This is a genomic window from Streptomyces sp. NPDC055966, from assembly GCF_042269865.1.
Classification (GTDB): domain Bacteria; phylum Actinomycetota; class Actinomycetes; order Streptomycetales; family Streptomycetaceae; genus Streptomyces.
Map to the genome: position 1 here is coordinate 128,172 of NZ_JBHJYK010000024.1, position 23,892 is coordinate 152,063.

The 23,892-nt window shown below is 71.7% G+C and carries 23 protein-coding genes, 1 tRNA gene and 1 pseudogene; 13 read left to right on the forward strand and 12 right to left on the reverse strand.

The genetic code is table 11. The annotated features are described in order from the left end of the window. Nucleotides 1-58: 58 nt before the first annotated feature. Nucleotides 59-547 carry a phage holin family protein gene (locus tag ACFC8N_RS38855; protein ID WP_356029359.1) on the forward strand — a complete coding sequence of 163 codons (489 nt, stop codon included), beginning with the start codon at nucleotides 59-61 and terminating at the stop codon, nucleotides 545-547. Continuing rightward, complete coding sequence (locus tag ACFC8N_RS38860) at nucleotides 544-1,476, forward strand: alpha/beta hydrolase (protein WP_356029361.1); 933 nt, start codon at nucleotides 544-546, stop codon at nucleotides 1,474-1,476. The genes ACFC8N_RS38855 and ACFC8N_RS38860 overlap by 4 nt, the downstream gene beginning before the upstream one ends. A 410-nt stretch (nucleotides 1,477-1,886) precedes the next feature. On the opposite strand, the gene ACFC8N_RS38865 is transcribed toward ACFC8N_RS38860, so the two are convergent. The 3 genes from ACFC8N_RS38865 to nth form a co-directional block, all read right to left on the reverse strand. Continuing rightward, the gene (locus ACFC8N_RS38865; RefSeq protein WP_356029364.1) at nucleotides 1,887-3,086 is read right to left on the reverse strand and encodes a MarP family serine protease; all 1,200 of its coding nucleotides are present in this window, start codon (nucleotides 3,084-3,086) and stop codon (nucleotides 1,887-1,889) included. Between the two features lie 13 nt (nucleotides 3,087-3,099). Continuing rightward, complete coding sequence (locus ACFC8N_RS38870) at nucleotides 3,100-3,795, reverse strand: NUDIX hydrolase (protein ID WP_376293802.1); 696 nt, start codon at nucleotides 3,793-3,795, stop codon at nucleotides 3,100-3,102. A gap of 76 nt (nucleotides 3,796-3,871) precedes the next feature. After that, complete coding sequence (gene nth, locus ACFC8N_RS38875) at nucleotides 3,872-4,669, reverse strand: endonuclease III (RefSeq protein WP_376293831.1); 798 nt, start codon at nucleotides 4,667-4,669, stop codon at nucleotides 3,872-3,874. Nucleotides 4,670-5,002: 333 nt separating this feature from the next. Here nth and ACFC8N_RS38880 point away from each other — a divergent pair, with 333 nt between their 5' ends. Together ACFC8N_RS38880 and ACFC8N_RS38885 are read left to right on the forward strand one after the other, a co-directional pair. Then, nucleotides 5,003-5,677: a Crp/Fnr family transcriptional regulator gene (locus ACFC8N_RS38880; protein ID WP_014674022.1), complete on the forward strand. Its 675-nt coding sequence runs from the start codon at nucleotides 5,003-5,005 to the stop codon at nucleotides 5,675-5,677. A 94-nt stretch (nucleotides 5,678-5,771) separates the two neighbouring features. Then, nucleotides 5,772-6,614 carry a nucleotidyltransferase domain-containing protein gene (locus tag ACFC8N_RS38885; RefSeq protein ID WP_376293805.1) on the forward strand — a complete coding sequence of 281 codons (843 nt, stop codon included), beginning with the start codon at nucleotides 5,772-5,774 and terminating at the stop codon, nucleotides 6,612-6,614. Nucleotides 6,615-6,631: 17 nt separating this feature from the next. Here the strand turns inward: ACFC8N_RS38885 and ACFC8N_RS38890 are convergent, their stop codons facing one another. The 4 genes from ACFC8N_RS38890 to ACFC8N_RS38905 are packed head-to-tail and all read right to left on the reverse strand — an operon-like array spanning nucleotide 6,632 to nucleotide 9,020. Next, entirely contained in the window at nucleotides 6,632-7,462 is an 831-nt protein-coding gene (locus ACFC8N_RS38890; RefSeq protein WP_376293807.1) for an MBL fold metallo-hydrolase, read from the reverse strand. Beyond that, a complete protein-coding gene (locus tag ACFC8N_RS38895; protein WP_356029374.1) occupies nucleotides 7,459-8,343 on the reverse strand; it encodes an NUDIX hydrolase in 885 nt (294 codons plus the stop codon). Before ACFC8N_RS38895 ends, ACFC8N_RS38890 begins: the two co-directional genes overlap by 4 nt. A 57-nt stretch (nucleotides 8,344-8,400) precedes the next feature. Then, nucleotides 8,401-8,865, reverse strand: a complete 465-nt coding sequence (locus ACFC8N_RS38900) for a RidA family protein (protein WP_356029376.1) — start codon at nucleotides 8,863-8,865, stop codon at nucleotides 8,401-8,403. Beyond that, a complete protein-coding gene (locus ACFC8N_RS38905; protein ID WP_356029377.1) occupies nucleotides 8,862-9,020 on the reverse strand; it encodes a hypothetical protein in 159 nt (52 codons plus the stop codon). Before ACFC8N_RS38905 ends, ACFC8N_RS38900 begins: the two co-directional genes overlap by 4 nt. Before the next feature lie 96 nt (nucleotides 9,021-9,116). Between ACFC8N_RS38905 and ACFC8N_RS38910 the strand changes: the two genes are divergently transcribed. Both ACFC8N_RS38910 and ACFC8N_RS38915 read left to right on the forward strand, forming a co-directional pair. Then, nucleotides 9,117-10,094 carry an ArsA-related P-loop ATPase gene (locus ACFC8N_RS38910; protein ID WP_356029379.1) on the forward strand — a complete coding sequence of 326 codons (978 nt, stop codon included), beginning with the start codon at nucleotides 9,117-9,119 and terminating at the stop codon, nucleotides 10,092-10,094. Further along, on the forward strand, nucleotides 10,091-11,473 hold the full coding sequence (locus ACFC8N_RS38915) for an ArsA family ATPase (protein WP_376293810.1): 1,383 nt from the start codon (nucleotides 10,091-10,093) through the stop codon (nucleotides 11,471-11,473). The genes ACFC8N_RS38910 and ACFC8N_RS38915 overlap by 4 nt, the downstream gene beginning before the upstream one ends. 348 nt (nucleotides 11,474-11,821) lie before the next feature. Here the strand turns inward: ACFC8N_RS38915 and wblA are convergent, their stop codons facing one another. Next, complete coding sequence (gene wblA, locus ACFC8N_RS38920) at nucleotides 11,822-12,160, reverse strand: transcriptional regulator WblA (RefSeq protein ID WP_067046754.1); 339 nt, start codon at nucleotides 12,158-12,160, stop codon at nucleotides 11,822-11,824. 493 nt (nucleotides 12,161-12,653) lie between these two features. On the opposite strand from wblA, the gene ACFC8N_RS38925 reads away from it, so the two are divergent. Next, nucleotides 12,654-14,978, forward strand: a complete 2,325-nt coding sequence (locus ACFC8N_RS38925) for a transglycosylase domain-containing protein (RefSeq protein WP_356039837.1) — start codon at nucleotides 12,654-12,656, stop codon at nucleotides 14,976-14,978. Between the two features lie 131 nt (nucleotides 14,979-15,109). On the opposite strand, the gene ACFC8N_RS38930 is transcribed toward ACFC8N_RS38925, so the two are convergent. Then, nucleotides 15,110-15,580: a GatB/YqeY domain-containing protein gene (locus ACFC8N_RS38930; RefSeq protein WP_356039840.1), complete on the reverse strand. Its 471-nt coding sequence runs from the start codon at nucleotides 15,578-15,580 to the stop codon at nucleotides 15,110-15,112. Between the two features lie 94 nt (nucleotides 15,581-15,674). Here ACFC8N_RS38930 and ACFC8N_RS38935 point away from each other — a divergent pair, with 94 nt between their 5' ends. The 3 genes from ACFC8N_RS38935 (at nucleotide 15,675) to ACFC8N_RS38945 (ending at nucleotide 17,628) form a co-directional block, all read left to right on the forward strand. Continuing rightward, the gene (locus ACFC8N_RS38935) at nucleotides 15,675-16,607 is read left to right on the forward strand and encodes a metallophosphoesterase (protein WP_356039843.1); all 933 of its coding nucleotides are present in this window, start codon (nucleotides 15,675-15,677) and stop codon (nucleotides 16,605-16,607) included. Between the two features lie 122 nt (nucleotides 16,608-16,729). Further along, nucleotides 16,730-17,488, forward strand: coding sequence for a Pr6Pr family membrane protein (locus ACFC8N_RS38940; RefSeq protein WP_376293813.1), 759 nt, complete (start codon nucleotides 16,730-16,732; stop codon nucleotides 17,486-17,488). A gap of 66 nt (nucleotides 17,489-17,554) precedes the next feature. Further along, a tRNA-Pro gene (locus ACFC8N_RS38945) sits at nucleotides 17,555-17,628 on the forward strand. A 97-nt stretch (nucleotides 17,629-17,725) separates the two neighbouring features. On the opposite strand, the pseudogene ACFC8N_RS38950 reads toward ACFC8N_RS38945, so the two are convergent. Together ACFC8N_RS38950 and ACFC8N_RS38955 are read right to left on the reverse strand one after the other, a co-directional pair. Continuing rightward, a pseudogene (locus tag ACFC8N_RS38950) lies at nucleotides 17,726-17,911 on the reverse strand (site-specific integrase); the annotation flags it as partial. A 164-nt stretch (nucleotides 17,912-18,075) separates the two neighbouring features. Further along, a complete protein-coding gene (locus ACFC8N_RS38955; RefSeq protein ID WP_376293816.1) occupies nucleotides 18,076-18,288 on the reverse strand; it encodes a hypothetical protein in 213 nt (70 codons plus the stop codon). Between the two features lie 650 nt (nucleotides 18,289-18,938). Here ACFC8N_RS38955 and ACFC8N_RS38960 point away from each other — a divergent pair. Both ACFC8N_RS38960 and rodA read left to right on the forward strand, forming a co-directional pair. Further along, nucleotides 18,939-20,672, forward strand: a complete 1,734-nt coding sequence (locus ACFC8N_RS38960; protein ID WP_356039850.1) for a TIGR03767 family metallophosphoesterase — start codon at nucleotides 18,939-18,941, stop codon at nucleotides 20,670-20,672. A 110-nt stretch (nucleotides 20,673-20,782) separates the two neighbouring features. Beyond that, on the forward strand, nucleotides 20,783-21,982 hold the full coding sequence (rodA, locus tag ACFC8N_RS38965; RefSeq protein WP_356039853.1) for a rod shape-determining protein RodA: 1,200 nt from the start codon (nucleotides 20,783-20,785) through the stop codon (nucleotides 21,980-21,982). A 139-nt stretch (nucleotides 21,983-22,121) separates the two neighbouring features. Here the strand turns inward: rodA and ACFC8N_RS38970 are convergent, their stop codons facing one another. After that, the gene (locus ACFC8N_RS38970) at nucleotides 22,122-23,096 is read right to left on the reverse strand and encodes a heavy metal transporter (protein ID WP_362821711.1); all 975 of its coding nucleotides are present in this window, start codon (nucleotides 23,094-23,096) and stop codon (nucleotides 22,122-22,124) included. Between the two features lie 122 nt (nucleotides 23,097-23,218). Between ACFC8N_RS38970 and ACFC8N_RS38975 the strand changes: the two genes are divergently transcribed. Continuing rightward, nucleotides 23,219-23,892 (forward strand): FtsW/RodA/SpoVE family cell cycle protein (locus ACFC8N_RS38975; protein WP_376293820.1); only part of this gene is annotated, 674 nt, incomplete at its 3' end.

Genomic DNA, 23,892 nt, shown 5'->3' on the forward strand with positions numbered 1-23,892 from the left:
GGGGTGGCCGGACCGGGCCCGACGCCTGCGGCACGTCAGACCTTTGAGGGAGAACGCGATGAGCGCACCCGACGGCAGCCCGGTCGGCGCCGAACGCAGCGTCGGCCAGCTGTTCGCCTCGGCGACGGCCGAGATGTCGGCGCTGGTGCACGACGAGATCGCGCTGGCCAAGGCCCAGCTGAAGCAGGACGTGAAGCGCGGCGCGGTCAGCGGCGGCGCCTTCACGATGGCGGCCGTGGTGCTGGTCTTCTCCCTGCCGATGCTCAACTTCGCCCTCGCGTACGGCATCCGGACCTGGAGCCACTGGAACCTGGCGATCTGCTTCGTGCTGTCCTTCGCGGCCAACGTGTTCGTCGCGATCCTGCTCGGGCTCATCGGCCTGGCGTTCGCGAAGAAGGCCAAGAAGAGCCAGGGCCCGAAGAAGGTGGTCGCCTCGGTGAAGGAGACGGCGGGCGTCCTGCAGAACGCCAGGCCGCACCCGCGCGCCGAGCTGCCCGAGGACCGTACCCCCGCCGCCATCGAAGCTGTGGCACGCTCGTCGTCATGACCGACCCCGCCCCCTCCGCCGTACGGATCGACGTCCCCCACGGGAAAAAGGTGAGTCACCGGGACGTCGCCGCCAACGGCGCGCGCTTCCACATCGCCGAGCTCGGCGACGGCCCGCTGGTGCTGCTGCTGCACGGCTTCCCGCAGTTCTGGTGGACGTGGCGGCACCAGCTGGTGGCGCTCGCGGACGCGGGCTACCGAGCGGTGGCGATGGACCTGCGGGGCGTCGGCGGCAGCGACCGCACGCCCCGCGGGTACGACCCCGCCAACCTGGCGCTGGACGTCACCGGCGTGATCCGCTCGCTCGGCGAGCCCGACGCGGCGCTGGTCGGCCACGACCTGGGCGGCTATCTGGCGTGGACGGCGGCGGCGATGCGGCCCAAGCTCGTCCGCCGGCTGGCCGTGGTGTCGATGCCGCATCCGCGGCGCTGGCGCGCGGCGATGCTGCGCGACGCCCGGCAGACGGCCGCCAGCTCCTACATCTGGGGCTTCCAGCGGCCGTGGATCCCGGAGCGTCAACTCACCGCGAACGACGGTGAACTGGTGGGGCGGCTGATCCGGGAGTGGTCCGGGCCGCGCCCGCCGGAGGACGAGGCGGTGGAGACGTACCGGCGGGCGATGTGCATCCCGTCGACCGCGCACTGCTCGATCGAGCCGTACCGCTGGCTGGTCCGCTCGCTGGCCCGCCCGGACGGCATCCAGTTCAACCGCCGGATGAAACGACCCGTTCGGGTGCCCACCCTGCATCTGCACGGCTCACTCGACCCGGTGACCCGCACCCGCAGCTCGGCCGGCTCCGGCGAGTACGTCGAAGCCCCGTACCGCTGGCGGTTGTTCGACGGTCTCGGCCACTTCCCCCACGAGGAGGACCCGGTGGCCTTCTCCACGGAACTCGTCAACTGGCTGAAGGACCCCGAGCCCGACCGGTGAAGGCCGCGGCCCGCCCGGTGACGTATGCCGGTGACGGTATGCCAGTGACCGTACGGTGACAGGTCCGATGCGTGGAGTATCCGGTTCCTGAACACTTGTCCCTCGAACGGCCACATGCCTGCCGCATAGGCCAATTGGGGGGCGCGGAGGCGGTTATCGACCTTCTGGCGGGGCACACGTCGGGGTATGGGCTGGACGCACGACAGTGACGCACCCCGCAACCGCCGCTCGGCCGCCGGTCCGGGCACGCCTCAGCGAGGCGCCCCGCAACTCGCGGAAGCGGACCTGCGCGTAGGGATCCCGCGCATCCTGCGCCGCCGGGCCCGCTGGGTCTCGGTACGCCTTCGCCACCCGCGCGGCTGACCCCTCGGGCACCTCTCGGCGCACCTCTCGCCGAGGCGCACCGGGGCTCACAGGGCGCAGCTGTCCGTCCCCACCTCTTCGGTCGCCGTGCGGCCGCGGTCGGCGTCGGAGCGGATCTCGTCCGCCGTGAGGGCGTAGCCGGTCTCGGCGTCGTCGAGGGACTTGGCGAACACCACGCCGTACACCCGGCCGTCGGGGGTGAGCAGCGGGCCGCCCGAGTTGCCCTGGCGCACGGTCGTGTACAGCGAGTAGACGTCGCGGCTGACCGTGCCCCGGTGGTAGATGTCGGGGCCGTTGGCCGTGATGCGCCCGCGCACGCGCGCGGCGCGCACGTCGTACGAGCCGTTCTCGGGGAAGCCCGCGACGATCGCGCCCTCACCGCCGGACGCCTCCTGGCCGGAGAACCGCAGCGCGGTCGCCCTCAGGTCCGGTACGTCGAGTACCGCGATGTCGCGCTTCCAGTCGTACAGGACGACCTTGGCGTCGTACTTGCGGCCCTCGCCGCCGATCTGCACGGTCGGCGCGTCGACCCCGCCGACCACGTGCGCGTTGGTCATGACGCGGCGGTCGGCGAAGACGAAGCCGGTGCCCTCCAGGACCTTGCCGCAGCTCTGCGCGGTGCCGGTGACCTTGACGATGGAGCGCTGGGCCCGGGTGGCGACCGGGCTGCCGGCGAGGGCCGGGTCGGGCGGCCGGACGTCGTTGATCGGCTCGTTGGCGAACGGGCTGAAGACCTGCGGGAAGCCGTTCTGCGCGAGGACGGAGGAGAAGTCCGCGAACCAGGTGTTCGCCTGCGCGGGCAGCGCCCGGGAGACGCCGAGCAGCACCTTGGAGCTGCGCACCTCCTTGCCGAACGTCGGCAGCGTCGTACCGGCGAGGGCGGAACCGATCACCCACGCGACCAGCAGCATCGCGACGACGTTGACGAGCGCGCCGCCGGTGGCGTCCAGGGCGCGGGCCGGGGACCAGGTGATGTGCCGGCGCAGCTTGTTGCCGAGGTGGGTGGTCAGGGCCTGGCCGACGGAGGCGCAGACGATGATGACGACCACGGCGACCACGGCCGCGGTGGTGCCGACGTTCGCCTTGTCGGTCACGGCGTCCCAGATGACGGGCAGCGCGTACACGGCGGCGGCACCGCCCCCGAGGAAGCCGATCACCGACAGGATGCCGACGACGAAGCCCTGGCGGTAGCCCACGATCGCGAACCACACGGCCGCGAGCAGCAACAGGATGTCCAGCACATTCACGGACGACACCCTGTCATGACCGCCAGTCGAGCGGGACCCGCTTCTCTCTGTCCCAGGCGCGCTCCCAGCCCGCGTAGTGCAGCAGACGGTCGATCACGCCGGCCGTGAAGCCCCACACGAGGGCCGATTCGACCAGAAATGCCGGGCCTCGGTGCCCGCTGGGATGGACGGCGGTGGCGCGGTTGGCGGGGTCCGTGAGATCCGCCACGGGGACCGTGAAGACCCGCGCCGTCTCGTTCGGGTCGACGACGCCGACCGGGCTGGGCTCGCGCCACCAGCCGAGCACGGGCGTGACGACGAAGCCGCTGACCGGGATGTAGAGCGCGGGCAGCACGCCGAAGAGCTGGACGCCGGACGGGTCGAGGCCGGTCTCCTCCTCGGCCTCGCGCAGCGCGGCTCTGAGCGGCCCGTCGGCGCGCGGATCGCCGTCCTCGGGGTCGAGCGCGCCGCCCGGGAAGGACGGCTGCCCGGCGTGCGAACGCAGCGAGCCCGCGCGCTCCATGAGCAGCAGCTCGGGCCCTCCCTCGCCCTCGCCGAACAGGACCAGCACGGCGGACTGCCGCCCCGAGCCGTTCTCCGGCGGCAGGAAGCGGCTCAGCTGGAGCGGCTCGACCGTCTCGGCCGCCTTCACCACCGGCGCCAGCCACTCCGGCAGTCCGTCCTTGCTGAGCGTCACCGCACCGCCCCGCGCCTCACCGGCCGTCGCCATCGCCACCCCCTCGCCCCTGCCCGATACAACGCCCGAGGGCCCCGAGATCGTTCCGCCACGCGGCGGGATCGCTCCGTCACGCGGCCCCCAGCGGCGGGGCCGGCCGCCCGCCCGCGTCGAGGTAGGCCTGCGGAGGGTTGAGGCGCTGGCCGGGGAAGCCGCCCTTCTCGTACTTCAGCAGCTTCTTCGCCTTCTCCGGATCGGTCTCGCCCTCGCCGTAGGCCGGGCAGAGCGGGGCGATCGGGCAGGCGCCGCAGGCGGGCTTGCGGGCGTGGCAGATCCGGCGGCCGTGCCAGATCACGTGGTGGGACAGATCGGTCCAGTCGCTCTTCGGGAAGAGCGCGCCGACCTCGGCCTCGATCTTGTCCGGGTCGGTCTCCTCGGTCCACCGCCAGCGCCGTACGAGCCGCTGGAAGTGGGTGTCCACGGTGATCCCGGGCCGCCCGAAGGCGTTGCCGAGCACGACGAACGCGGTCTTGCGGCCGACTCCGGGCAGTTTGACGAGGTCTTCGAGGCGTCCGGGCACCTCGCCGCCGAAGTCCTCGGCGAGGGCCTTGGAAAGGCCTATGACCGACCGGGTCTTGGCCCGGAAGAACCCGCAGGGGCGCAGGATCTCCTCGACCTCCTCCGGGTTCGCGGCGGCGAGGTCCTCGGGGGTCGGGTACGCGGCGAAGAGCGCCGGGGTCGTCTGGTTGACGCGCAGGTCGGTGGTCTGGGCGGACAGGACCGTGGCGACGAGCAGCTGGAAGGGGTTCTCGAAGTCCAGCTCCGGGTGGGCGTACGGGTACACCTCGGCCAGCTCGCGGTTGATGCGGCGGGCGCGGCGGACCAGGGCCGTGCGGGACTCCTCCTTGGTGACGGGCTTTACAGGGATGACCTTTTTGACCGTTTTTCCGGTTTTCTTGCTGCCGCCGGAGCTCTGTTCGCCCACAGCGGAATCACGACGTACAACCACCCGCTATGCCCCCTTGGCCTGTGCTCTCACCGGTGATTTGGACACCCGGCCAGCCTAGAGCCCGCCACCGACATCCGCCCCGGACCCGGAAGATCGGCCCCCGATTGGACCCCTGACGCTTACCCGGGCACACCTGTGCGGCATCCTTGTGACAGATCACACTGTTTGGACCGTCCGGCAAAATGGGGAGCACGGTCCCCTGGTACACGGGGGAGCAAGATCCCCTGAGCAGGTCGACAAGGGAGAGAACTCGTGGACGACGTTCTGCGGCGCAACCCGCTCTTCGCGGCGCTCGACGACGAGCAGGCCGCGGAGCTCCGCGCCTCCATGAGTGAGGTGACCCTCGCGCGCGGTGACTCACTGTTCCACGAGGGCGACCCGGGCGACCGGCTGTACGTCGTCACCGAGGGCAAGGTCAAGCTGCACCGCACCTCCCCCGACGGCCGGGAGAACATGCTCGCCGTCGTCGGCCCCGGTGAGCTGATCGGCGAGCTGTCGCTGTTCGACCCGGGCCCCCGTACGGCCACGGCGACCGCGCTGACCGAGGTCAAGCTGCTCGGCCTCGGCCACGGCGACCTCCAGCCCTGGCTGAACGCCCGCCCCGAGGTGGCCGGTGCCCTGCTGCGCGCCGTCGCCCGCCGGCTGCGCAAGACCAACGACGCCATGTCGGACCTGGTCTTCTCCGACGTCCCCGGCCGCGTGGCCCGCGCCCTGCTGGACCTCTCGCGCCGCTTCGGCGTGCAGTCCGAGGAAGGCATCCACGTCGTCCACGACCTCACGCAGGAGGAGCTGGCCCAGCTGGTCGGCGCCTCGCGCGAGACCGTGAACAAGGCCCTGGCGGACTTCGCCCAGCGCGGCTGGCTCCGCCTGGAGGCGCGGGCCGTGATCCTGCTGGACGTGGAGCGGCTCGCCAAGCGCTCCCGGTAGGTCTCGTGGGTGTCGGGTGCCGGACAGGCGGTGTTCACCGTCCGGTACCCGAAAATCAGCTGCCCCGGACAGGGACGCGCGCGACAGTGGCCGCATGGCTGAAACGATCCGTCGTCCCCGTCTCGACGCCCTGCGTCCCGGCCTCGACGACCTGGGCTTCATCGCGCGCGAAGGCTCCCTCGCGCGCGTGCCCGGTGCCTTCCGCCCGGTCGTGGCCGACGCGCGCGACCGGGTGCTGGACCTCTTCGGCACGCGCCTGCACAGCGCGTACCTCTACGGGTCCATCCCGCGCGGCACCGCGCGCGTGGGACGCAGCGACCTGGATCTGCTCGTCGCCCTGCGGGACGAGCCCGGCGAGGCCGACCGGGCGGCCGTACGGGCGCTCGGCGAGGCCGTCGACAAGGAGTTCCGGCAGATCGACGGGGTCGGCACGCTGCTGTACGGCCGGGACCGGCTGCTGAGTGAGCTGGAGCGGTACGACCTGGGCTGGTTCGTGGCCTGTCTGTGCACCCCGCTGCTCGGCGACGACCTCGCCGAGTACCTGCCGCGTTACCGGCTCGACTCCCTGCTCGCCCGCGAGACCAACGGCGACCTGGCCCGGTGGCTGCCCCGCTGGCGGGAGCGGATCGCGGGCGCCGAGGACACCGAGGAGGCCCGGCGCCCCCTCGTGCGCTTCATGTCCCGCCACCTCGTGCGCACCGCCTTCACCCTCGTCATGCCCCGCTGGAACGGCTGGACCAGCGACCTGCGCGAGATGGCCGACGCGTTCGGCGGCTACTACCCGCAGCGCGCCGCACAGCTGCGCACGGCGGCGGAGGTCGGCTGCGAACCCGTCGGCGACCCCGAGGTGCTGCGCACGTACGTGGACGACCTCGGCCCCTGGCTCGCCGCCGAGTACACACGCGTGCACGGCGTCAAGGCACCCCGGCCCGACTAGCTGGGCCGGGGACGGGACTAGATCAGGCCGTGTTCGGTCAGGTAGTCCAGCTGGGCCCGTACCGACAGTTCCGCCGCCGGCCACAGGGAGCGGTCCACGTCGGCGTAGACGTGGGCGACGACCTCGGCCGGGGTGCGGTAGCCGTCCTCCACCGCCGTCTCCACCTGGGCGAGCCGGTGGGCGCGGTGGGCGAGGTAGAACTCGACGACGCCCTGGGCGTCCTCCAGGACCGGCCCGTGGCCCGGCAGGACCGTGTGGACGCCGTCGTCCACCGTCAGGGAGCGCAGCCGGCGCAGGGAGTCCAGATAGTCGCCCAGGCGGCCGTCGGGATGCGCCACGACGGTCGTACCGCGCCCGAGGACGGTGTCGCCGGTCAGGACCGCCCGGTCGGCCGGGAGATGGAAGCTCAGCGAGTCCGCGGTGTGCCCGGGGGTCGGGACGACCCGCAGCTCCAGGCCGCCGACGGTGATCACGTCCCCGGCGCCCAGGCCCTCGTCGCCGAGGCGCAGCGCCGGGTCGAGGGCACGCACGCGCGTGCCGGTCAGTTCCGCGAACCGGGCCGCGCCCTCGGCGTGGTCCGGGTGGCCGTGCGTGAGCAGGGTCAGGGCTATGCGCCGGCCGGCCTGCTCGGCGGTGTCGGCCACCGCGCGCAGATGGCCGTCGTCCAGCGGGCCCGGGTCGATCACCACGGCCAGGTCGGAGCCGGGCTCGGCGACGATCCAGGTGTTGGTGCCGTCCAGGGTCATCGCCGAGGCGTTGGGCGCGAGGACGTTGACGGCCCGCTCGGTGGCGGGGCCGGAGAGCACCGCGCCCCGGGGCTGGCCCGGCAGCGTGCTTGCGTCGGTCATGCGGGGCCTCCTCCGGGCGGACCGGGGGTCGTCGGGACGTGCTTGGTGAACTCCTCGTGCCCCGGCCAGGACAGCACGATCTCGCCGTCCAGCAGACGCGCCGTCGCCATCACCGGCGTCATGTCGCGCGCGGGGGCCGCGCCGAGCGCCTCGGCGGCGGTGCCGTACGGCAGCAGCTGGCGCAGGGTGGCGATGGTGGGCGGCATCATCAGCAGCTCGCCCTTGTCGTAGCCGGCGGCGGCCTCCTCGGGGCGGATCCACACCGCGCGGTCGGCCTCCGAGGAGGCGTTCCGGGTGCGCTGCCCCTGCGGGAGGACGGCCACGAAGAACCAGGTGTCGTAGCGGCGGGACTCGAACTCCGGGGTGATCCAGCGGGTCCAGGCGCCCAGCAGGTCCGAGCGCAGCACCAGAGAGCGCCGGTCGAGGAACTCGGCGAAGGACAGCTCGCGCGCGACCAGCGCGGCCCGGTCCGCCTCCCAGTCCTCCCCGGTGGTGTCGCCGACGACCGAGTCCCCGTCAGGCCCCGCGAGCAGGACGCCCGCCTCCTCGTAGGTCTCGCGCACGGCCGCGCACACGATCGCCTGGGCGCCCGCCTCGTCGACACCGAGCCGCGTCGCCCACCACGCGCGCGTGGGGCCCGCCCAGCGCACCTGACGGTCGTCGTCACGCGGGTCGACACCGCCCCCGGGATACGCGTACGCGCCTCCGGCGAAGGCCATGGAGGCGCGTCTGCGCAGCATGTGGACGACCGGACCGGCCCCGGTGTCTCTCAGGAGCAGCACCGTGGCCGCGCGCCGGGGGGACACCGGGGTGAGGGTGCCGTCCGCGAGCGCGCGGATGCGGTCCGGCCACTCCGGGGGGTACCACTGACCGTTCGCCATGGCCGGAGGCTATCCCGTGTAGGGCGAATGTTCGAGAGGTACCCGAGGTCAGCGGGCCTACGGAAGCAGCTCGACCTGGATCTCGACCTCGACCGGCGCGTCCAGCGGCAGCACCGCGACACCGACCGCGCTGCGCGCGTGCACGCCCTTCTCGCCGAGCACCTCGCCGAGCAGTTCGCTCGCGCCGTTGACGACACCGGGCTGCCCGGTGAAGTCGGACGCGGAGGCGACGAACCCGACGACCTTCACCACGCGCGCGATGCGGTCGAGGTCACCGGCGACGGACTTCACGGCCGCCAGCGCGTTCAGCGCGCACACGCGGGCGAGGTCCTTGGCCTCCTCCGCCGTCACCTCGGCGCCCACCTTGCCGGTGACCGGCAGCTTGCCCTCGACCAGCGGCAGCTGGCCCGCGGTGTACACGTACACGCCGGTCCGCACGGCCGGCTGGTACGCGGCCAGCGGCGGTACGACGTCCGGCAGGGTCAGGCCCAGTGCGGCCAGCTTGGCCTCGACCGCGCTCATGCCTGCTTCACCCGCTTCAGGTAGGCCACGAGCTGCTCGGGGTTGGGCCCGGGCACGACCTGGACGAGCTCCCAGCCGTCCTCGCCCCAGGTGTCCAGAATCTGCTTCGTGGCATGGACGAGCAGTGGCACGGTTGCGTATTCCCACTTGGTCATGGGGCCGACTGTAGCCGCTGTGCCGGGAGGGGCCGTGACCTGCGTTATCCACAGCCTCTCGCGTGAGTGTCGGCCGGACTGGTTAGTCTCGAAGGCGTGAGCAGGCTCCAGGTCGTCAGCGGCAAGGGCGGGACCGGCAAGACGACGGTCGCCGCCGCACTCGCGCTGGCCCTCGCGACCGAGGGGAAGCGGACGCTTCTCGTGGAGGTCGAGGGCCGGCAGGGCATCGCCCAGCTCTTCGAGACGGAGGCGTTGCCGTACGAGGAGCGGAAGATCGCGGTCGCTCCGGGCGGCGGGGAGGTGTACGCGCTCGCGATCGATCCGGAACTGGCCCTGCTGGACTACCTCCAGATGTTCTACAAGCTGGGTGGAGCCGGCCGGGCCCTGAAGAAGCTCGGCGCCATCGACTTCGCCACCACCATCGCGCCGGGCATCCGGGACGTCCTGCTGACCGGCAAGGCGTGCGAGGCGGTGCGCCGCAAGGACAAGAGCGGGAGGTTCGCGTACGACTACGTCGTCATGGACGCCCCGCCGACAGGCCGCGTCACCCGCTTCCTGAACGTCAACGACGAGGTGGCGGGCCTCGCGAAGATCGGCCCGATACACAATCAGGCGCAGGCCGTGATGCGGGTGCTGAAGTCCCCGGAGACGGCCGTGCACCTGGTGGCGCTGCTGGAGGAGATGCCGGTCCAGGAGACCGCCGACGGCATCGCCGAACTCCGCGCGGCCCGGCTCCCGGTGGGCCGCGTCATCGTGAACATGGTCCGGCCCGAGCTGCTGGACGCGGCCGACCTGGAACTCGTACGGACCGTGGGACGTTCTTCCGTCGCACAGGCACTCTCGGCCGCGGGGCTCGGCGGGGCCCGGCGCGGCGGTCACGCCGAGAAGCTGGTGGACCCGCTGCTGCGGCAGGCGTCGGAGTACGCCGAGCGGTACGCGCTGGAGCAGGAGCAGCGCACGGTCCTCGGCGAGCTGGGCCTGCCGCTGGGCGAACTGCCGCTGCTGGCCGAGGGCGTGGACCTGGCGGGGCTGTACGAACTCGCCACCGAGCTGCGGAAGCAGGGGTTGTCATGAGTGCGGACCCGGCCGAGGCCCCCGAGACGGCTCCCGAGGCGCACGAGACCGCCGAGGGGCCCGACAGGGCCCACCGTCTCGCCCCCGCGCGCGTGCTGGACGTCGACCCGCTGCTCGACGACCCGAAGACCCGGATCGTGGTGTGCTGCGGCTCGGGCGGCGTCGGCAAGACGACGACCGCGGCGGCGCTCGGCCTGCGGGCCGCCGAGCGGGGCCGCAAGGTCGTCGTGCTGACCATCGACCCGGCCCGCCGGCTGGCGCAGTCGATGGGCATCGACTCCCTCGACAACGTCCCGCGCCGGGTCAAGGGCACCGAGGGCGACGGCGAACTGCACGCCATGATGCTCGACATGAAGCGCACCTTCGACGAGGTCGTGGAGGCGCACGCGGACCCCGAGCGGGCGGCCGCGATCCTGTCCAACCCCTTCTACCAGTCACTCTCGGCGGGCTTCGCGGGCACGCAGGAGTACATGGCGATGGAGAAGCTGGGCCAGCTGCGCGCGAAGGACGAGTGGGACCTGATCGTGGTCGACACCCCGCCGTCCCGCTCCGCGCTGGACTTCCTGGACGCGCCCAAGCGGCTCGGCTCCTTCCTGGACGGCCGCCTCATCCGCCTGCTGACGGCCCCGGCCAAGCTGGGCGGCCGCGCGGGCATGGCCTTCCTCAACGTCGGCATGTCGATGATGACCGGCACGCTCGGCAAGCTGCTCGGCGGTCAACTGCTGAAGGACGTCCAGACGTTCGTGGCCGCGATGGACACCACCTTCGGCGGGTTCCGCACGCGCGCGGACGCCACGTACAAACTGCTCCAGGCGCCCGGTACGGCGTTCCTGGTGGTCGCGGCGCCGGAGCGGGACGCGCTGCGCGAGGCGGCGTACTTCGTGGAGCGGCTGGCCGCGGAGCGGATGCCGCTGGTCGGCCTGGTGCTCAACCGCGTCCACGCGAGCGGGGCCGACGGGCTGTCGGCCGAGCGGGCGCTCGCCGCCGCGGAAAATCTTGAGGACCCCCGCATTGTCGATCAGGGGGGCGGGAAAGCTGGACTTCGTAACTCTCCCGACACGTACGGCAGTTCACAATCTCCCGCATCATCTCCCGCGCCCGAGGCCGCGAGCGGCACCCCTGCTTCCGAAGAAGGCTCCCCCGCCGACGCGGAACGCCCCGTCGACCGGCTCACCGCGGGTCTGCTGAGACTGCACGCCGATCGCATGCAGCTGCTCGCGCGCGAGCGGCGCACGCGTGGCCGTTTCACCGCCCGTCACCCCGAGGTGGCGGTCGTCGAAGTACCCGCGCTGCCCGGCGACGTCCACGACCTCACGGGCCTGCGCGACATCGGCACGCGGCTGGCCGCGGGTGCGCGGGGCGCCGAGGGTGAGCGGTGAGGGAGCGCGCGACAGGGGTCGTACACGCGCAGACACGTACACGCACAGGCAGATGAGCACATACGGATGTTGTGGCGTGGGCCGCAGGACACCCCGGCGAGACCGCGAGCCGTGTCCGCGGACGCGCGGGACCACACGTCAGCCACGCGAGGCGTCTCTCACGGCGAGGCGGGCCGCAGGCCGATCGCGGTGTCCCCAGGTCCAGGCCCGATCGGCGCTTGCCGGCCCTATGCCTCGTAACCTTCCGGCCCCGTAGCCCTGTAGCTCTCTGGCCCTACAGCCCCCTGGCAGTGGCCATGGCCGCGGTCCGACGCTGTTCCTCCGGGCGTGTGCCGGAGGGACATGCCCTCAGCTGACGGCCGCGTAGTGCTCGTACACCTCGTCGCTGTCGAGGGGCACGATTCCGGTGCCGCGCTCGTACTCCGAGCGGGCCGTCTCCAGCAGCCTGCGCCACGACGTCACCGTGGGCCGCCGGCGCAGCAGTGCGCGGCGTTCCCGCTCCGTCATGCCTCCCCACACGCCGAATTCGACGCGGTTGTCCAGCGCGTCGGCCAGGCACTCGGTGCGTACCGGACATCCGGTGCACACCGCCTTGGCCCTGTTCTGCGCTGCTCCTTGAACGAACAGTTCATCCGGATCGGTAGTGCGGCAGGCAGCCTGCGCACTCCAGTCGGTTACCCAGCCCATACCGGCGCCGTCCTCTCCCGAATCGAGGCTCCCCCACGGCGGCAGCGGCATATTCACCGCCGCCAGTTGAGGACGTTACGGAAGGTGGGGACAGCGCAACACCCCCTTCGGGCCCAATCTTGAATGGCCCGAACGGACTATGGGTAAGCGGCAGATCACCCGCGGGAGTGAGCTGGCGACATACGCGACTCTCCCGGCAAACCGGGACAGCTGCGGTGCGCTACATCGGGCACCGGATGACACACGAGGCGGATTCGGACACGTGCCCCTCAGAGAACCGGGCACGCCCCCGTGGAAGAACCGGGATACGACCGGAACGATTCGGGGTCGCCGGACGTATTGATACGTGACCGCACTGCTGTGACAGTTGAGAGCAGCTTAGGCCAAGGCCTGCGCGCGTGTCCGGCGATTGAGAAGGTAGACGTCTCGCTTTGCCGTGCCGTGACGCGGGTGCTCCATCGGAACGCTCAGAAGTACGGATTAGGCTGCCCTCATGCCAAAGAAGCGCTCGGGCGGTGGTCTGTCGCCAACGCAGCAGGCCGCCAAGTTCCTCGGTGTCAGTGTGCTCGCCGGAGCCGTGATGGCGGGCATCGCGCTGCCCGCGGCCGGCGCGCTCGGCCTCGTGGCCAAGGGGTCGGTCCAGAGCTTCGACGAGATCCCGGCCAACCTCAAGAGTCCCCAGCTGAGCCAGCGCACGACGATCCTGGACAACCAGGGGAACCAGATCGCGTCGGTCTACTCCCGCGACCGCACGGTGGTCGACCTCAAGGACATCTCGCCGTACATGCAGAAGGCGATCGTCGCGATCGAGGACTCGCGCTTCTACCAGCACGGCGCGATCGACCTGAAGGGCGTGCTGCGCGCGCTGAACAAGAACGCGCAGAGCGGCGGGGTCGCCCAGGGCGCCTCCACGCTCACCCAGCAGCTGGTGAAGAACTACTTCATCGAGGAGGCCGGTGACGACCCGACGAAGGTCGCCGAGGCCACCCAGCAGACCATCGGCCGCAAGATCCGCGAGCTGAAGTACGCGATCCAGATCGAGGACCAGCTCGGCAAGAAGAAGATCCTCGAGAACTACCTGAACATCACCTTCTTCGGCGAGCAGGCCTACGGCGTCGAGGCCGCCTCCGAGCGGTACTTCTCCAAGCACGCCAAGGACCTGAGCCTCCAGGAGTCGGCGCTGCTCGCGGGCATCGTGCAGTCCCCGAGCCGCTACGACCCGGGCAACGACGAGGCGGAGGCCACCAAGCGCCGCAACACCGTCCTCCAGCGCATGGCCGAGGTCGGCGACATCTCCCAGAAGGAGGCCGACCAGGCCAAGGAGGAGCCGCTCGGGCTGCACCCGAGCCAGCCGAAGAACGGCTGCATCACCGCGGTCCGCGGCGCCGGCTTCTTCTGCGACTACGTGCGCGACGTCGTCCTGACCGACCCGTCCTTCGGCAAGACCAAGGAGGCCCGCGCGAAGCTGTGGAACCAGGGCGGTCTGACGATCCGTACGACGCTCGACCCGCAGGCCCAGGACTCCGTACAGGCGTCCGTCAGGAACCACGTCTACCAGACCGACCCGGTGGCCACGGCCGCCACCATCGTCGAGCCCGGGACCGGCAAGATCCTGGCGATGGGCCAGTCCCGCCCGTACGGCTTCGGCAAGAACGAGACGCAGATCAACCTGTCCGTCAACCAGGGCATGGGCGGCGGCGCCGGCTACCAGCCCGGTTCGACGTTCAAGCCGATCGTCGCGGCGGCCGCGATCGAGGGCGGCAAGCCCCCGACGCAGCAGTACTCGTCGCCGTACGAGATGCCGTACCCGAGCCCCGTGCAGGCGTGCGACGGCAAGGTCTGGCGCACCGACCCGAACAACCCGGACAAGCTCACGAACGAGAACAAGTCCGAGCACGGCCCGATGGGCATGAAGGAAGCGACCGCCAAGTCGGTCAACACCTACTACGTGCAGCTGATCAGCGACATCGGCATCTGCCCGGTGACGCAGATGGCGCAGAAGATGGGCGTGGCCCGCGCCGACGGCCGCAAGATCGACCAGGCCCCCTCGATCGCGCTCGGCACCCAGGAGATGTCCCCGCTGACGATGGCGAGCGCGTACGCCACCTTCGCCTCGCGCGGGACGTACTGCACCCCGGTCGCCATCATGTCGATCACCCAGAAGGTCGGCAGCGAGGTGAAGTCGCTGCCGGTGCCGAAGACGGCCTGCTCGCGCGCGATGTCCCAGAAGACCGCGGACACGGTCAGCACGCTCCTCAAGGGCGTGGTCGAGGACGGCACCGGCCAGGAGGCCGGCCTCGGCGACCGCCCGAGCGCGGGCAAGACGGGCACGACGGACCAGCGCTACGCGGCCTGGTTCGTCGGCTACACCCCGAACATGGCGGGCGCGGTCTGGGTCGGCGACCCGGCCCACAAGCGCCAGATGACCAACATCACCATCGGCGGCGTCCCGTACGACAAGGTCTACGGCGGCCAGGTGCCCGGCCCGATCTGGCGCGACATGATGACCGGCGCGCTGGCGGGCAAGCCCGCCCCGGACTTCAACCTGATCGACATCCCCGACGACAACAAGGGCAAGGGGGACGGTCAGGGAAAAGGCCAAGGGGGGGCCAACGGGGGCAAGAACGGGGGCAGCACGGGGGGAATCGGCGGCCTGATCGGCGGACTGACAAACGGCGGCACGGCTGACGGCGGCACCACGGGCGCCACGACCGGCGGCCCCGTCCCCACCCCGACCTTCTCCCTCCCCGGCGGCTTCATCCAGGGCCAGGGCAACGGCGGGAACAACGGAACCGGGAACGGCGGCGTCTGGCCCTAGGCGGCCGTGACCGGCAGGTACGTGCATGCGTACGGCGGCGGGGCCGCACCCTGAGGGAAAGGGGTGCGGCCCCGCCGCCGTACTCGGTCACTCGGCCACTCGGACATTCGGCCCCGGTCCGGCCGGCCGGCTCAGCCCTGGAGCAGCTGCTGCTTGACCACGGCGGCGACGCGGCCGCCCTCGGCCTGGCCGGCCACCTTCGCGTTCGCGATCTTCATGACGGCACCCATGGCCTTCGGGCCCTCCGCCCCGGCGGCCTTCGCCTCGGCCACGGCCGCGGCGACGATCGCGGTCAGCTCCTCGTCCGACAGCTGCTTGGGCAGGTATCCGGCGAGGACCTCGCCCTCCGCCTTCTCCCGCTCCGCCGACTCGGCACGGCCGCCCTGCGCGAAGGCGTCGGCCGCCTCACGGCGCTTCTTCGCCTCGCGGGTGATCACCTTGAGGACCTCGTCGTCGGACAGCTCGCGCTTCTCCTTGCCCGCGACCTCCTCCTTGGTGATCGCGGCGAGCGTCAGCCGGAGCGTCGAGGAGCGCAGCTCGTCACGCTCCTTGATCGCGGCGTTGAGGTCGTCGTGGAGCTTCGACTTGAGCGTGGTGGTCATGAGGTCGATTGTCGCAGGTGTGCGGCGGCGAACGCCCGTTGTTTTAGCCGCCCGCCCGTCTTCCGGCCCTCCGCGGGTCTGACACGATGGGCGTATGCGCGCGCGATACGGAGTACCCCTGGGAATCATGGCGGCAGGCGCCGCCGGTCTGGCGTACGCGGCGGGCTTCGAGGCCCGCTCCTTCCGCCTGCGACGGGTGACGGTGCCGGTCCTCCCGCCGGGCATGCGCCCGCTGCGCGTGCTCCAGGTCTCGGACATCCACATGGTCGGCGGCCAGCGCAAGAAGCAGCGCTGGCTCCAGTCGCTGGCGGGCCTGCGCCCGGACTTCGTGATCAACACCGGCGACAACCTCTCGGACCCCGAGGGCGTCCCCGAGGTCCTGGACGCACTCGGCCCCCTGATGGAGTTCCCGGGCGCGTACGTCTTCGGCTCCAACGACTACTACGGCCCCAAACTCCGCAACCCCGCCCGCTACTTGATGGAGAAGACGAACGGCCGGCACGGCCTGAACGGCAACAAGCCGGCGGTGGGCGCCATCCACAACCCGTGGGAGGACCTCCGTGACGGCTTCGACTCGGCGGGCTGGCTGAACCTGACGAACACGCGGGGCGTGCTGAAGGTCGAGGGCGTGTCGATCGAGCTGACGGGCCTGGACGACCCGCACATCAAGCGCGACCGCTACGCCCGGGTCGCCGGCGGCCCCTCGGGGACGTACGACTTCTCCTTCGGCGTGGTCCACGCGCCGTACCTGCGCGCACTGGACGCCTTCACGGCGGACGGCTACCCCCTGATCCTGGCCGGCCACACCCACGGCGGCCAGCTCTGCATCCCCTTCTACGGCGCCCTGGTCACCAACTGCGACCTCGACACGGACCGCGTGAAGGGCCTGTCCACGCACACGGCGGAGGGCAACACCTCCTACCTCCACGTCTCGGCGGGCTGCGGCACCAACCGCTACACCCCGGTCCGCTTCGCGTGCCCACCGGAGGCGACCCTGCTGACGCTGGTGGGGCGGGAGCGGGGGTAGCAGCCGGTGGGGCTGGGGGGACGGGCGTGGCCGACGGGGTCCCGGCCGTCCGGCCGTGGCGGTGTAACCCGACCGGACCAACCCGCATGGTCCGCCCTCGCCCCCGCTCCTAGCGTGAGGGCATGACCGCACCGATACCCAGGGACATCCCGGACCTGCCCGCGGTCCCGGGCCCGCCCCTGCTGCTGCCCGCCCCGGTCCCGGCGACGGCGGTGGTGGCCCCGGTCCGCCGCCCCGTGGTCGCACTCGTCCGCCTCCTGATCGCCCTGGCGGCGGGCGGCGGCGTAGCCCTGGAGCTCCTGCTGGGGAGCCCGGCCCGCGTCCTGAGCTACTTCAGCGTCCAGACGAACATCCTGCTGGCCGTGGTCATGCTGCTGTCGGCGACGCGGACCTGGCGGGCACGCCGCCCGCTGCCGTCCGCAGTGACAGGCGCCACACTTCTCTACGCCGTGATCGCGGCGCTGGTCTACCACCTGCTCCTGGCCCACACGACGCCCCCGTTCTCCATGACCGGCGCGACGACGGCACCGGCACGCTGGCACGGCCAGTGGGCGACCCTCCAGATCCTCCACACGGTGACCCCGGCGGCGGTCGTGCTGGACTGGCTGCTGCTCACCCCGTCGGCCCGCCTGCACCTCCGCCAGGCCGCGGCCTGGCTCCTCTACCCCCTGGCCTACCTGGCCTTCTCCCTGATCCGAGGGATGTTCCTCGCCCCCTCGAACCCCGCCCGCTACCTCTACCCCTTCCTCGACGTCGCCGCCCACGGGTACCGCAGCACCCTGGCCAACGCCCTCCTCCTGGGCCTCGCGATCTACGGCCTGGCCGTCCTCCTGGTAGCCCTGGACCACACCCGCCCGACCCCGGTCCGCCGCCGCGTCTAAACCGGATTTCGTCTACAGCCACCGGTGGGCTAAAGTAAACGACGTCGCCGCGGGAAGCAGCGACACCGGGGTGTAGCGCAGCTTGGCAGCGCGCTTCGTTCGGGACGAAGAGGTCGTGGGTTCAAATCCCGCCACCCCGACAGCCGTAACAGCAGGTGAGGCACCTACTAGTCACTAGTAGGTGCCTCACCTGTTTGGTCTGCGTGTCTGACTGCGTGACTACCGCTTTTCGCGTGTCTACGGGCGCCGCTCCTGCGCTCCGAAGATCCCGGCCATGACCACCGCACCGGTCTGGATCACAGGCCGGATCTGCTTCCGGTGCACCTCCTCGGTCACGGCCGTCCCGGAGTGCCCGACAAGCCGGGAGATCTCCTCCAGCGGGACGCCCCGGCCGGACAGCAGGGACACGAAGCTGTGCCGCAGTCCGACGCCGGCCGAAGAGGCCGACGGCCATGAACACCGAGCCGAGCAGCAGCGGAACACCCGCCCCGATCCGTCCGCCCATGAACCCGCACTCCCTTGTCGCCCGGGCCCATTGCATCACGCGTCTTCAGTCGGTGGATCGGCTGTGTGCGCCCCCCTGGCCGTCAGCCCGTGCTGAGCCAGGTCGCGGTGAAGTCGCGGCCGCCGCCCGAGAGGGGTCTGCCGTTGACGGTGGCGTCGGAGAACGTGACGGAGCCGAAGTCGGTGACGTTGCCGGACGGGCCGCCGTGCCGGAGCCGGCCTCGACGATGACGTGCGCGGAGGTCGGGGTCCCTCCCGTGGCGGCCTGAGTCTCGTTCTCCGTCCTCGTCCAGCACCGGGTGACGTCCTTGAGGGTGAGGGTGAAGGCGTTGTTCCCGTCGTAGGTGACCGAGGCCCGCACGTGGTCGCCGGGCTCGGTCGGCACGGTCATCGGGACGAGAAGCCGGTCTGCTGGTCGCCCCCGCGGCAGGTGGCGGCCGGCTGGGTCCAGTTCGCCGAGACCGAGGTGTAGGTCCCGTTGATCGCCGAATAGCCGGAGCCGAAGTTGTAGGGCGGCTCGGCCCCCCCCCGGTGCCGGTCGCCGCGATGCCGGTCGCCGGCGTGTCGGTGGAGGCGTTGGCCAGGCCGGCCGGCGCGCCCAGGAGGACGACGGCCGCCTCGCCGCTGACGGCCGCGCGCCGGGAGGGGCGGCGGCCTCGGTGCTCTGTACTCGTGGGACGTGTTCCTGCTTCGGCCGACGGTGTGCCGGAGCGGAGCGGTCCGTACGACGGTGCCGGCCCGCTCCGCGGTGAGGTGGCCGCCGGTGCGCAAGAAGGCTGCCGCGAAGGGTGCACCCCCTGTTTCCCGTCCTCCCCTGTTTCCCCCAAGTTTCCCCCCGCCCCCTGGACACTCCCTTACTCGTCGGTAAGGCTCGCCCAGGCGTATCCGCCGCTCCCGCTCGCGCCTCGGGCGGGAGTCTCAAGTACCGGAATCGACAGGGGGATTCATGAACGGGATGAACCGGCGGCGGTTCATGGCGGGGCTCGGGGCCGCGGGGCTCGGGTCCGTGGTCATGTCCGGGCGGGCCGTGGCGCGGGAGCGGGCGCTCGCCGAGAGTGCCGCGCGGGCCGTGCGGGTCGAGGGGACCACGCTCCAGCAGGCCGCGACGGCCGTCGGGGACGGGGCGTACAAGCGGCTCACGGCCGGGCCCGGTTGGCCGTTGGTGGTGCGGGAGGAGCTGCGCGGCGCCGGGGGCGGGCGCGACGGGCGGCGGACCGGGCTCGCGTCCTTCGTGCAGTTCACCGACCTGCATCTGACCGACACCGAGTCGCCGGTGCGGTTCGAGTACCTGGCGCGGCTCAACGACAGTGCGCACCGGCCGCAGGAGACCCTGACCGTGCGTGGCGCGTCGTCGCTCGTCGAGCGGGTCAACGCGGTGCGGCAAGGGCCGTACACGGGGCTGCCGTTCCGGTGTGTCATGGCCACCGGGGACAACACCGACAACCACGAGCGGATCGAGCTCGACTGGTACCTGAGCGTCATGAGCGGCGGGCGGATCGTGCCGAACAGCGGGGATCCCGGGCGCTACGAAGGCGTCCAGAACTCCGGGAGCGGGCTGTACTGGAATCCCGGATCCCCGGCGTCGGACGCCTACAAGGCCAAGGGGCTGCCCGAGATACCGGGGCTGCTCGGCGGTGCCGTGCGGCCCTTCGACGCGCCCGGACTGAGCGTCCCCTGGTACACCACCGTCGGCAACCACGACGACAGCATCGAGGGCAGCCTGCCCGACCTCGGGCTGCTGAACGACCTCTACACCGGGTCGCGGAAGCTGGAGGGGTGTGACGACGCCACGGCCGCCCGGCTCGCGGACGCGCTGGTGCGTGATCCCGCGCAGGCCGTCCTGCTGCTCGGCGAACTGCTGGCCGGCGGCGGTGCCGTGCGTACCGTCACGCCCGACGAGCGGCGGCATCCGTTCACGCCTGCCGAGTTCGCCCGGGCCCATCTCGACGCGAGGTACACCGGAGCCGGGCCCGTCGGGCACGGGTTCGGCCAGGACTCCGTCGACAGCGGGCGGCTCTACTACACCTTCGACCTCGCCGACGGCGTCCTCGGGATCAGCCTCGACACCACCAACCGCGCCGGATTCGCGGACGGTTCGCTCGGCACCGCGCAGCTGAACTGGCTGGAGTCGGTCCTCAAGGGCAACAGCGGGCACTGGTACGACGCCGACGGGCATGTGGTGCGCGGCGGGGCCGACGGCCGGCTCGTCGTGGTGTTCAGCCATCACACCAGCACCACCATGGGCAATCTGCTGCCGGACCCCTACCGGCCCTTCGAGGGGCGGCACGGCGGGGCGGAACTCGTCACCCTGCTCCAGCGCTTCCCGAACGTCGTGGCCTGGGTGAACGGGCACACCCACACCAACCGGATCGTCCCGCACGGGCACAGCGTCCCCGAGCGCGCCTTCTGGGAGATCAACACCGCCTCCCACGTGGACTATCCGCACCACGCCCGGATCATCGAGATCGCCGACAACCAGGACGGCACCCTCTCCCTGTTCACCACCCTCATCGAGTCCGCCGCCCCCTACCGGACCGACTTCGCGGACACCTCCGACCCCGGCCTCGCCGCCCTGTACCGCGAACTCGCCTACAACGACCCCTACGCCACCCCCGCCACCCGCATCGGCGCCGCCGCCGACCACAACACCGAGCTGATCCTCACCGCGCCGGCCAGGTAGGAGCACGACACGTTCGGGCCCTGCACACGCGGGTTCATTTGCAGATTTACGCAACTGCGCAGCTATTATTCCGGCACGGACAGCCAGCCAGACCGCCGGAGGCAGCTGACATGACCAGCGTGAAGAGCTTCTCCGTCTCGGGGTACGGGCCCGAACGGTCCCGGCTGACGCGGCTCTTCGCCCGGGACTCGCCGCTGCGCCGGCTGGACTGGCCGATACTGCTGTCGGCCCTCGCGCTGTCCTTCATCGGCTCGCTGCTCGTCTACTCGGCGACCCGCAACCGCACCACGATCAACCAGGGCGACCCGACCTACTTCCTGGTCCGGCACCTGATGAACCTCGGCATCGGGTTCGCCCTGATGACCGCCACCCTCTGGCTGGGCCACCGCGTCCTGCGCAACGCCGTGCCGATCCTCTACGGCGTCTCCGTCCTGGGTGTGCTGCTGGTGCTCACGCCGCTCGGCGCGACCATCAACGGCAACCGCAACTGGATCGTGCTGGGCGGCGGATTCTCGCTCCAGCCCTCGGAGTTCGTGAAGGTCGCGATCGTCCTGGGCATGGCGATGCTGCTGTCCGCCCAGGTCGACGCGGGCGACCGGACGCACCCCGACGGCCGGGCCGTGATCCAGGCGCTGGGGCTGGCCGCCGTACCGATCATGGTCGTGATGATGATGCCGGACCTCGGTTCGACGATGGTCATGACCGTCACGATCCTCGGCGTGCTGCTCGCCTCGGGCGCGTCCAACCGGTGGATCTTCGGCCTGCTCGCCATCGGGGTCGCGGGCGCCGTCGCGGTGTGGCAGCTCCATCTGCTGGACGCGTACCAGATCAACCGGTTCGCGGCCTTCGCCGACCCGAATCTGGACCCCTCCGGCGTCGGCTACAACACCAACCAGGCCCGGATCGCCATCGGGTCCGGCGGGCTGACCGGGCAGGGGCTCTTCCACGGGGCGCAGACCACCGGGCAGTTCGTGCCCGAGCAGCAGACCGACTTCGTCTTCACGGTCGCCGGCGAGGAGCTGGGCTTCGCCGGCGGCATCCTGATCATCGGCCTGATCGGGGTCATCCTGTGGCGGGCCTGCCGGATCGCGCGCGAGGCGACCGAGCTGTACAGCACGATCGTCGCCGCCGGGATCGTCGCCTGGTTCTCGTTCCAGTCCTTCGAGAACATCGGCATGGCCCTCGGCATCATGCCGGTGGCCGGCATCCCGCTGCCCTTCGTCTCCTACGGCGGCTCGTCCATGTTCGCCGTGTGGGTGGCCGTGGGACTCCTCCAGTCGATCAAGGTCCAGCGCCCCGTCCAGGCCTGAGCGCATCTGCGGCGCCGACGTGGCCGGTCGCGCCCACGCGGCGGAGCCGCATATCGGTGGAGCCCCGCGCCCCTTCGGGGCGTTGCCGAACCGCGGCGGACTTCGCCGGACCCGCTTGGCGAGTGCGCGCACCGAGCCCTCACGCAGAGCCCTGGGTGTTCTCGGCCAGGGTCACCGCCACCGCACCGGCCCGGCCGGTCCCGGGCGCGGACGCCGCGTGCGTCCAGCCCCGGTCCGACGCGGTACTGGTCCAGCGCCGGCCGTCGAACGTCACGGACGTGGCGTGCAGGGCGGTGGCGTGGCAGACCAGCCACAGGGCGAGGGACCAGCCCGTGGCCGCCCGGCCGGGCGCGATCGGGTAGCTGACGCTGCCGCTGCCGGCCACGGACACGGCGGCCGGCGCCCCGCCGAACTCCCGCCGGACCGCGGCCTCGACACCGGCCTCGCTGTCCGGCACCGAGCCGGCCGCACCGCCACCGGCACCTCCGCCGACCGCCACCGTCCCGCTTCCCCCGCCGGAGGCGCCCGCCTCGCCGGAGGCCGCCGTCGCCCCGCTCACCGTGCAGCTCAGCGCCGGGCCCTCCCGGCCCGTCAGCACGTCGGCCAGCGTCGCCGCCATGTCCTCGTGCTGGGCGTACGCCTGCGGGTAGCCGCTGTGCTGGACCTGCTGCGCGGCGACGGTGACCGGCAGGCCGAGGTAGTCCGGCACCTTGACCAGCGCGTCGAAGAACCTGCCCGAGGCGTAGACGGGATCGCGGATCTGGGCGGGGGTGCCCCAGCCCTGGGACGGGCGCTGCTGGAACAGGCCGAGGGAATCCCGGTCCCCGTAGGCGAGATCGCGGAGTTTGGACTCCTGGATCGCGGTCGCCAGGGCGATGGTGACGGCCCGTTCCGGCAGGGCGCGCGCATGGGCCACGGCCGCGATGGTCGCGGCGTGGGACGCCTGGTCCAGGTCGAGCGAGACGGCCGTACCGTCCGGGCCGTGCGCCGTGCACTCGTCGGAGGCCGTCGAGTGGATGAAACGGACGGCGAGATAGCTCACGAGCGCCAGGACCACGCCCAGCCCGGTCACCACCGCCCACGCCTTGCGGCGCCCCCTCCCGCGTGCCGCCACGTCGACCCTCCTCTTACCCGCCCTCAGCTACAGTTCAGTTGCGTTATTGCGCAACCATATAACTCTGATCGCCGGGCCCCGGAGCGGGATGCGGGGCGGCGGACCCGATCAAGGGGGAAGGCATGACTGGTCGGCGTGGGCCGGCGAAACTGGCCGTGCGGCCGAGCCGGTCAGGGCGGCTGGGCGACCGGGGGCTGGAGCTGGCCCTCCTGCTCGGCGCCGTACTCATATGCGTGTTCGGCTACGCCGAGACGGCCCTCGCGCTCACCGGGAAGCTGCCGCCCGGCATGGCGCTGACGTGCGTGGCCGCGGCCGCACTGCCCCTGGTGTGCCACGTCGCCGTACGCCGGTTCGCGCCGCACGCCGATCCGCTGATCCTGCCGCTGGCCACCCTGCTCACCGGCCTGGGGCTCGTCCTGATCCACCGTCTCGACATCGCCTACTCGACCCACTACCACCACGCGCCGCCCGCGGCGTCCGGGCAGCTGATGTGGTGCGGCATCGCGGTGGCGGTGTTCGCCGGGGTCGTGGCGCTGCTCAAGGACCACCGCAGGCTCCAGCGCTATCCGTACGTCACGATCGCCGTGGGCATGGTCCTGCTGATGGCGCCCGCGTTCTATCCCGGCGACGTCTACGGCGCCAAGCGGTGGATCTTCATCGGGCCGCTGTCCTTCCAGCCCGGCGAGTTCGTGAAGATCGTCATCGTGGTGTTCTTCGCCGGGTACCTGACGATGCGCAGGGACGCCCTCGCGCTCGCCGGACGGCGGCTGATGGGCATGTACCTGCCGCGCGGGCG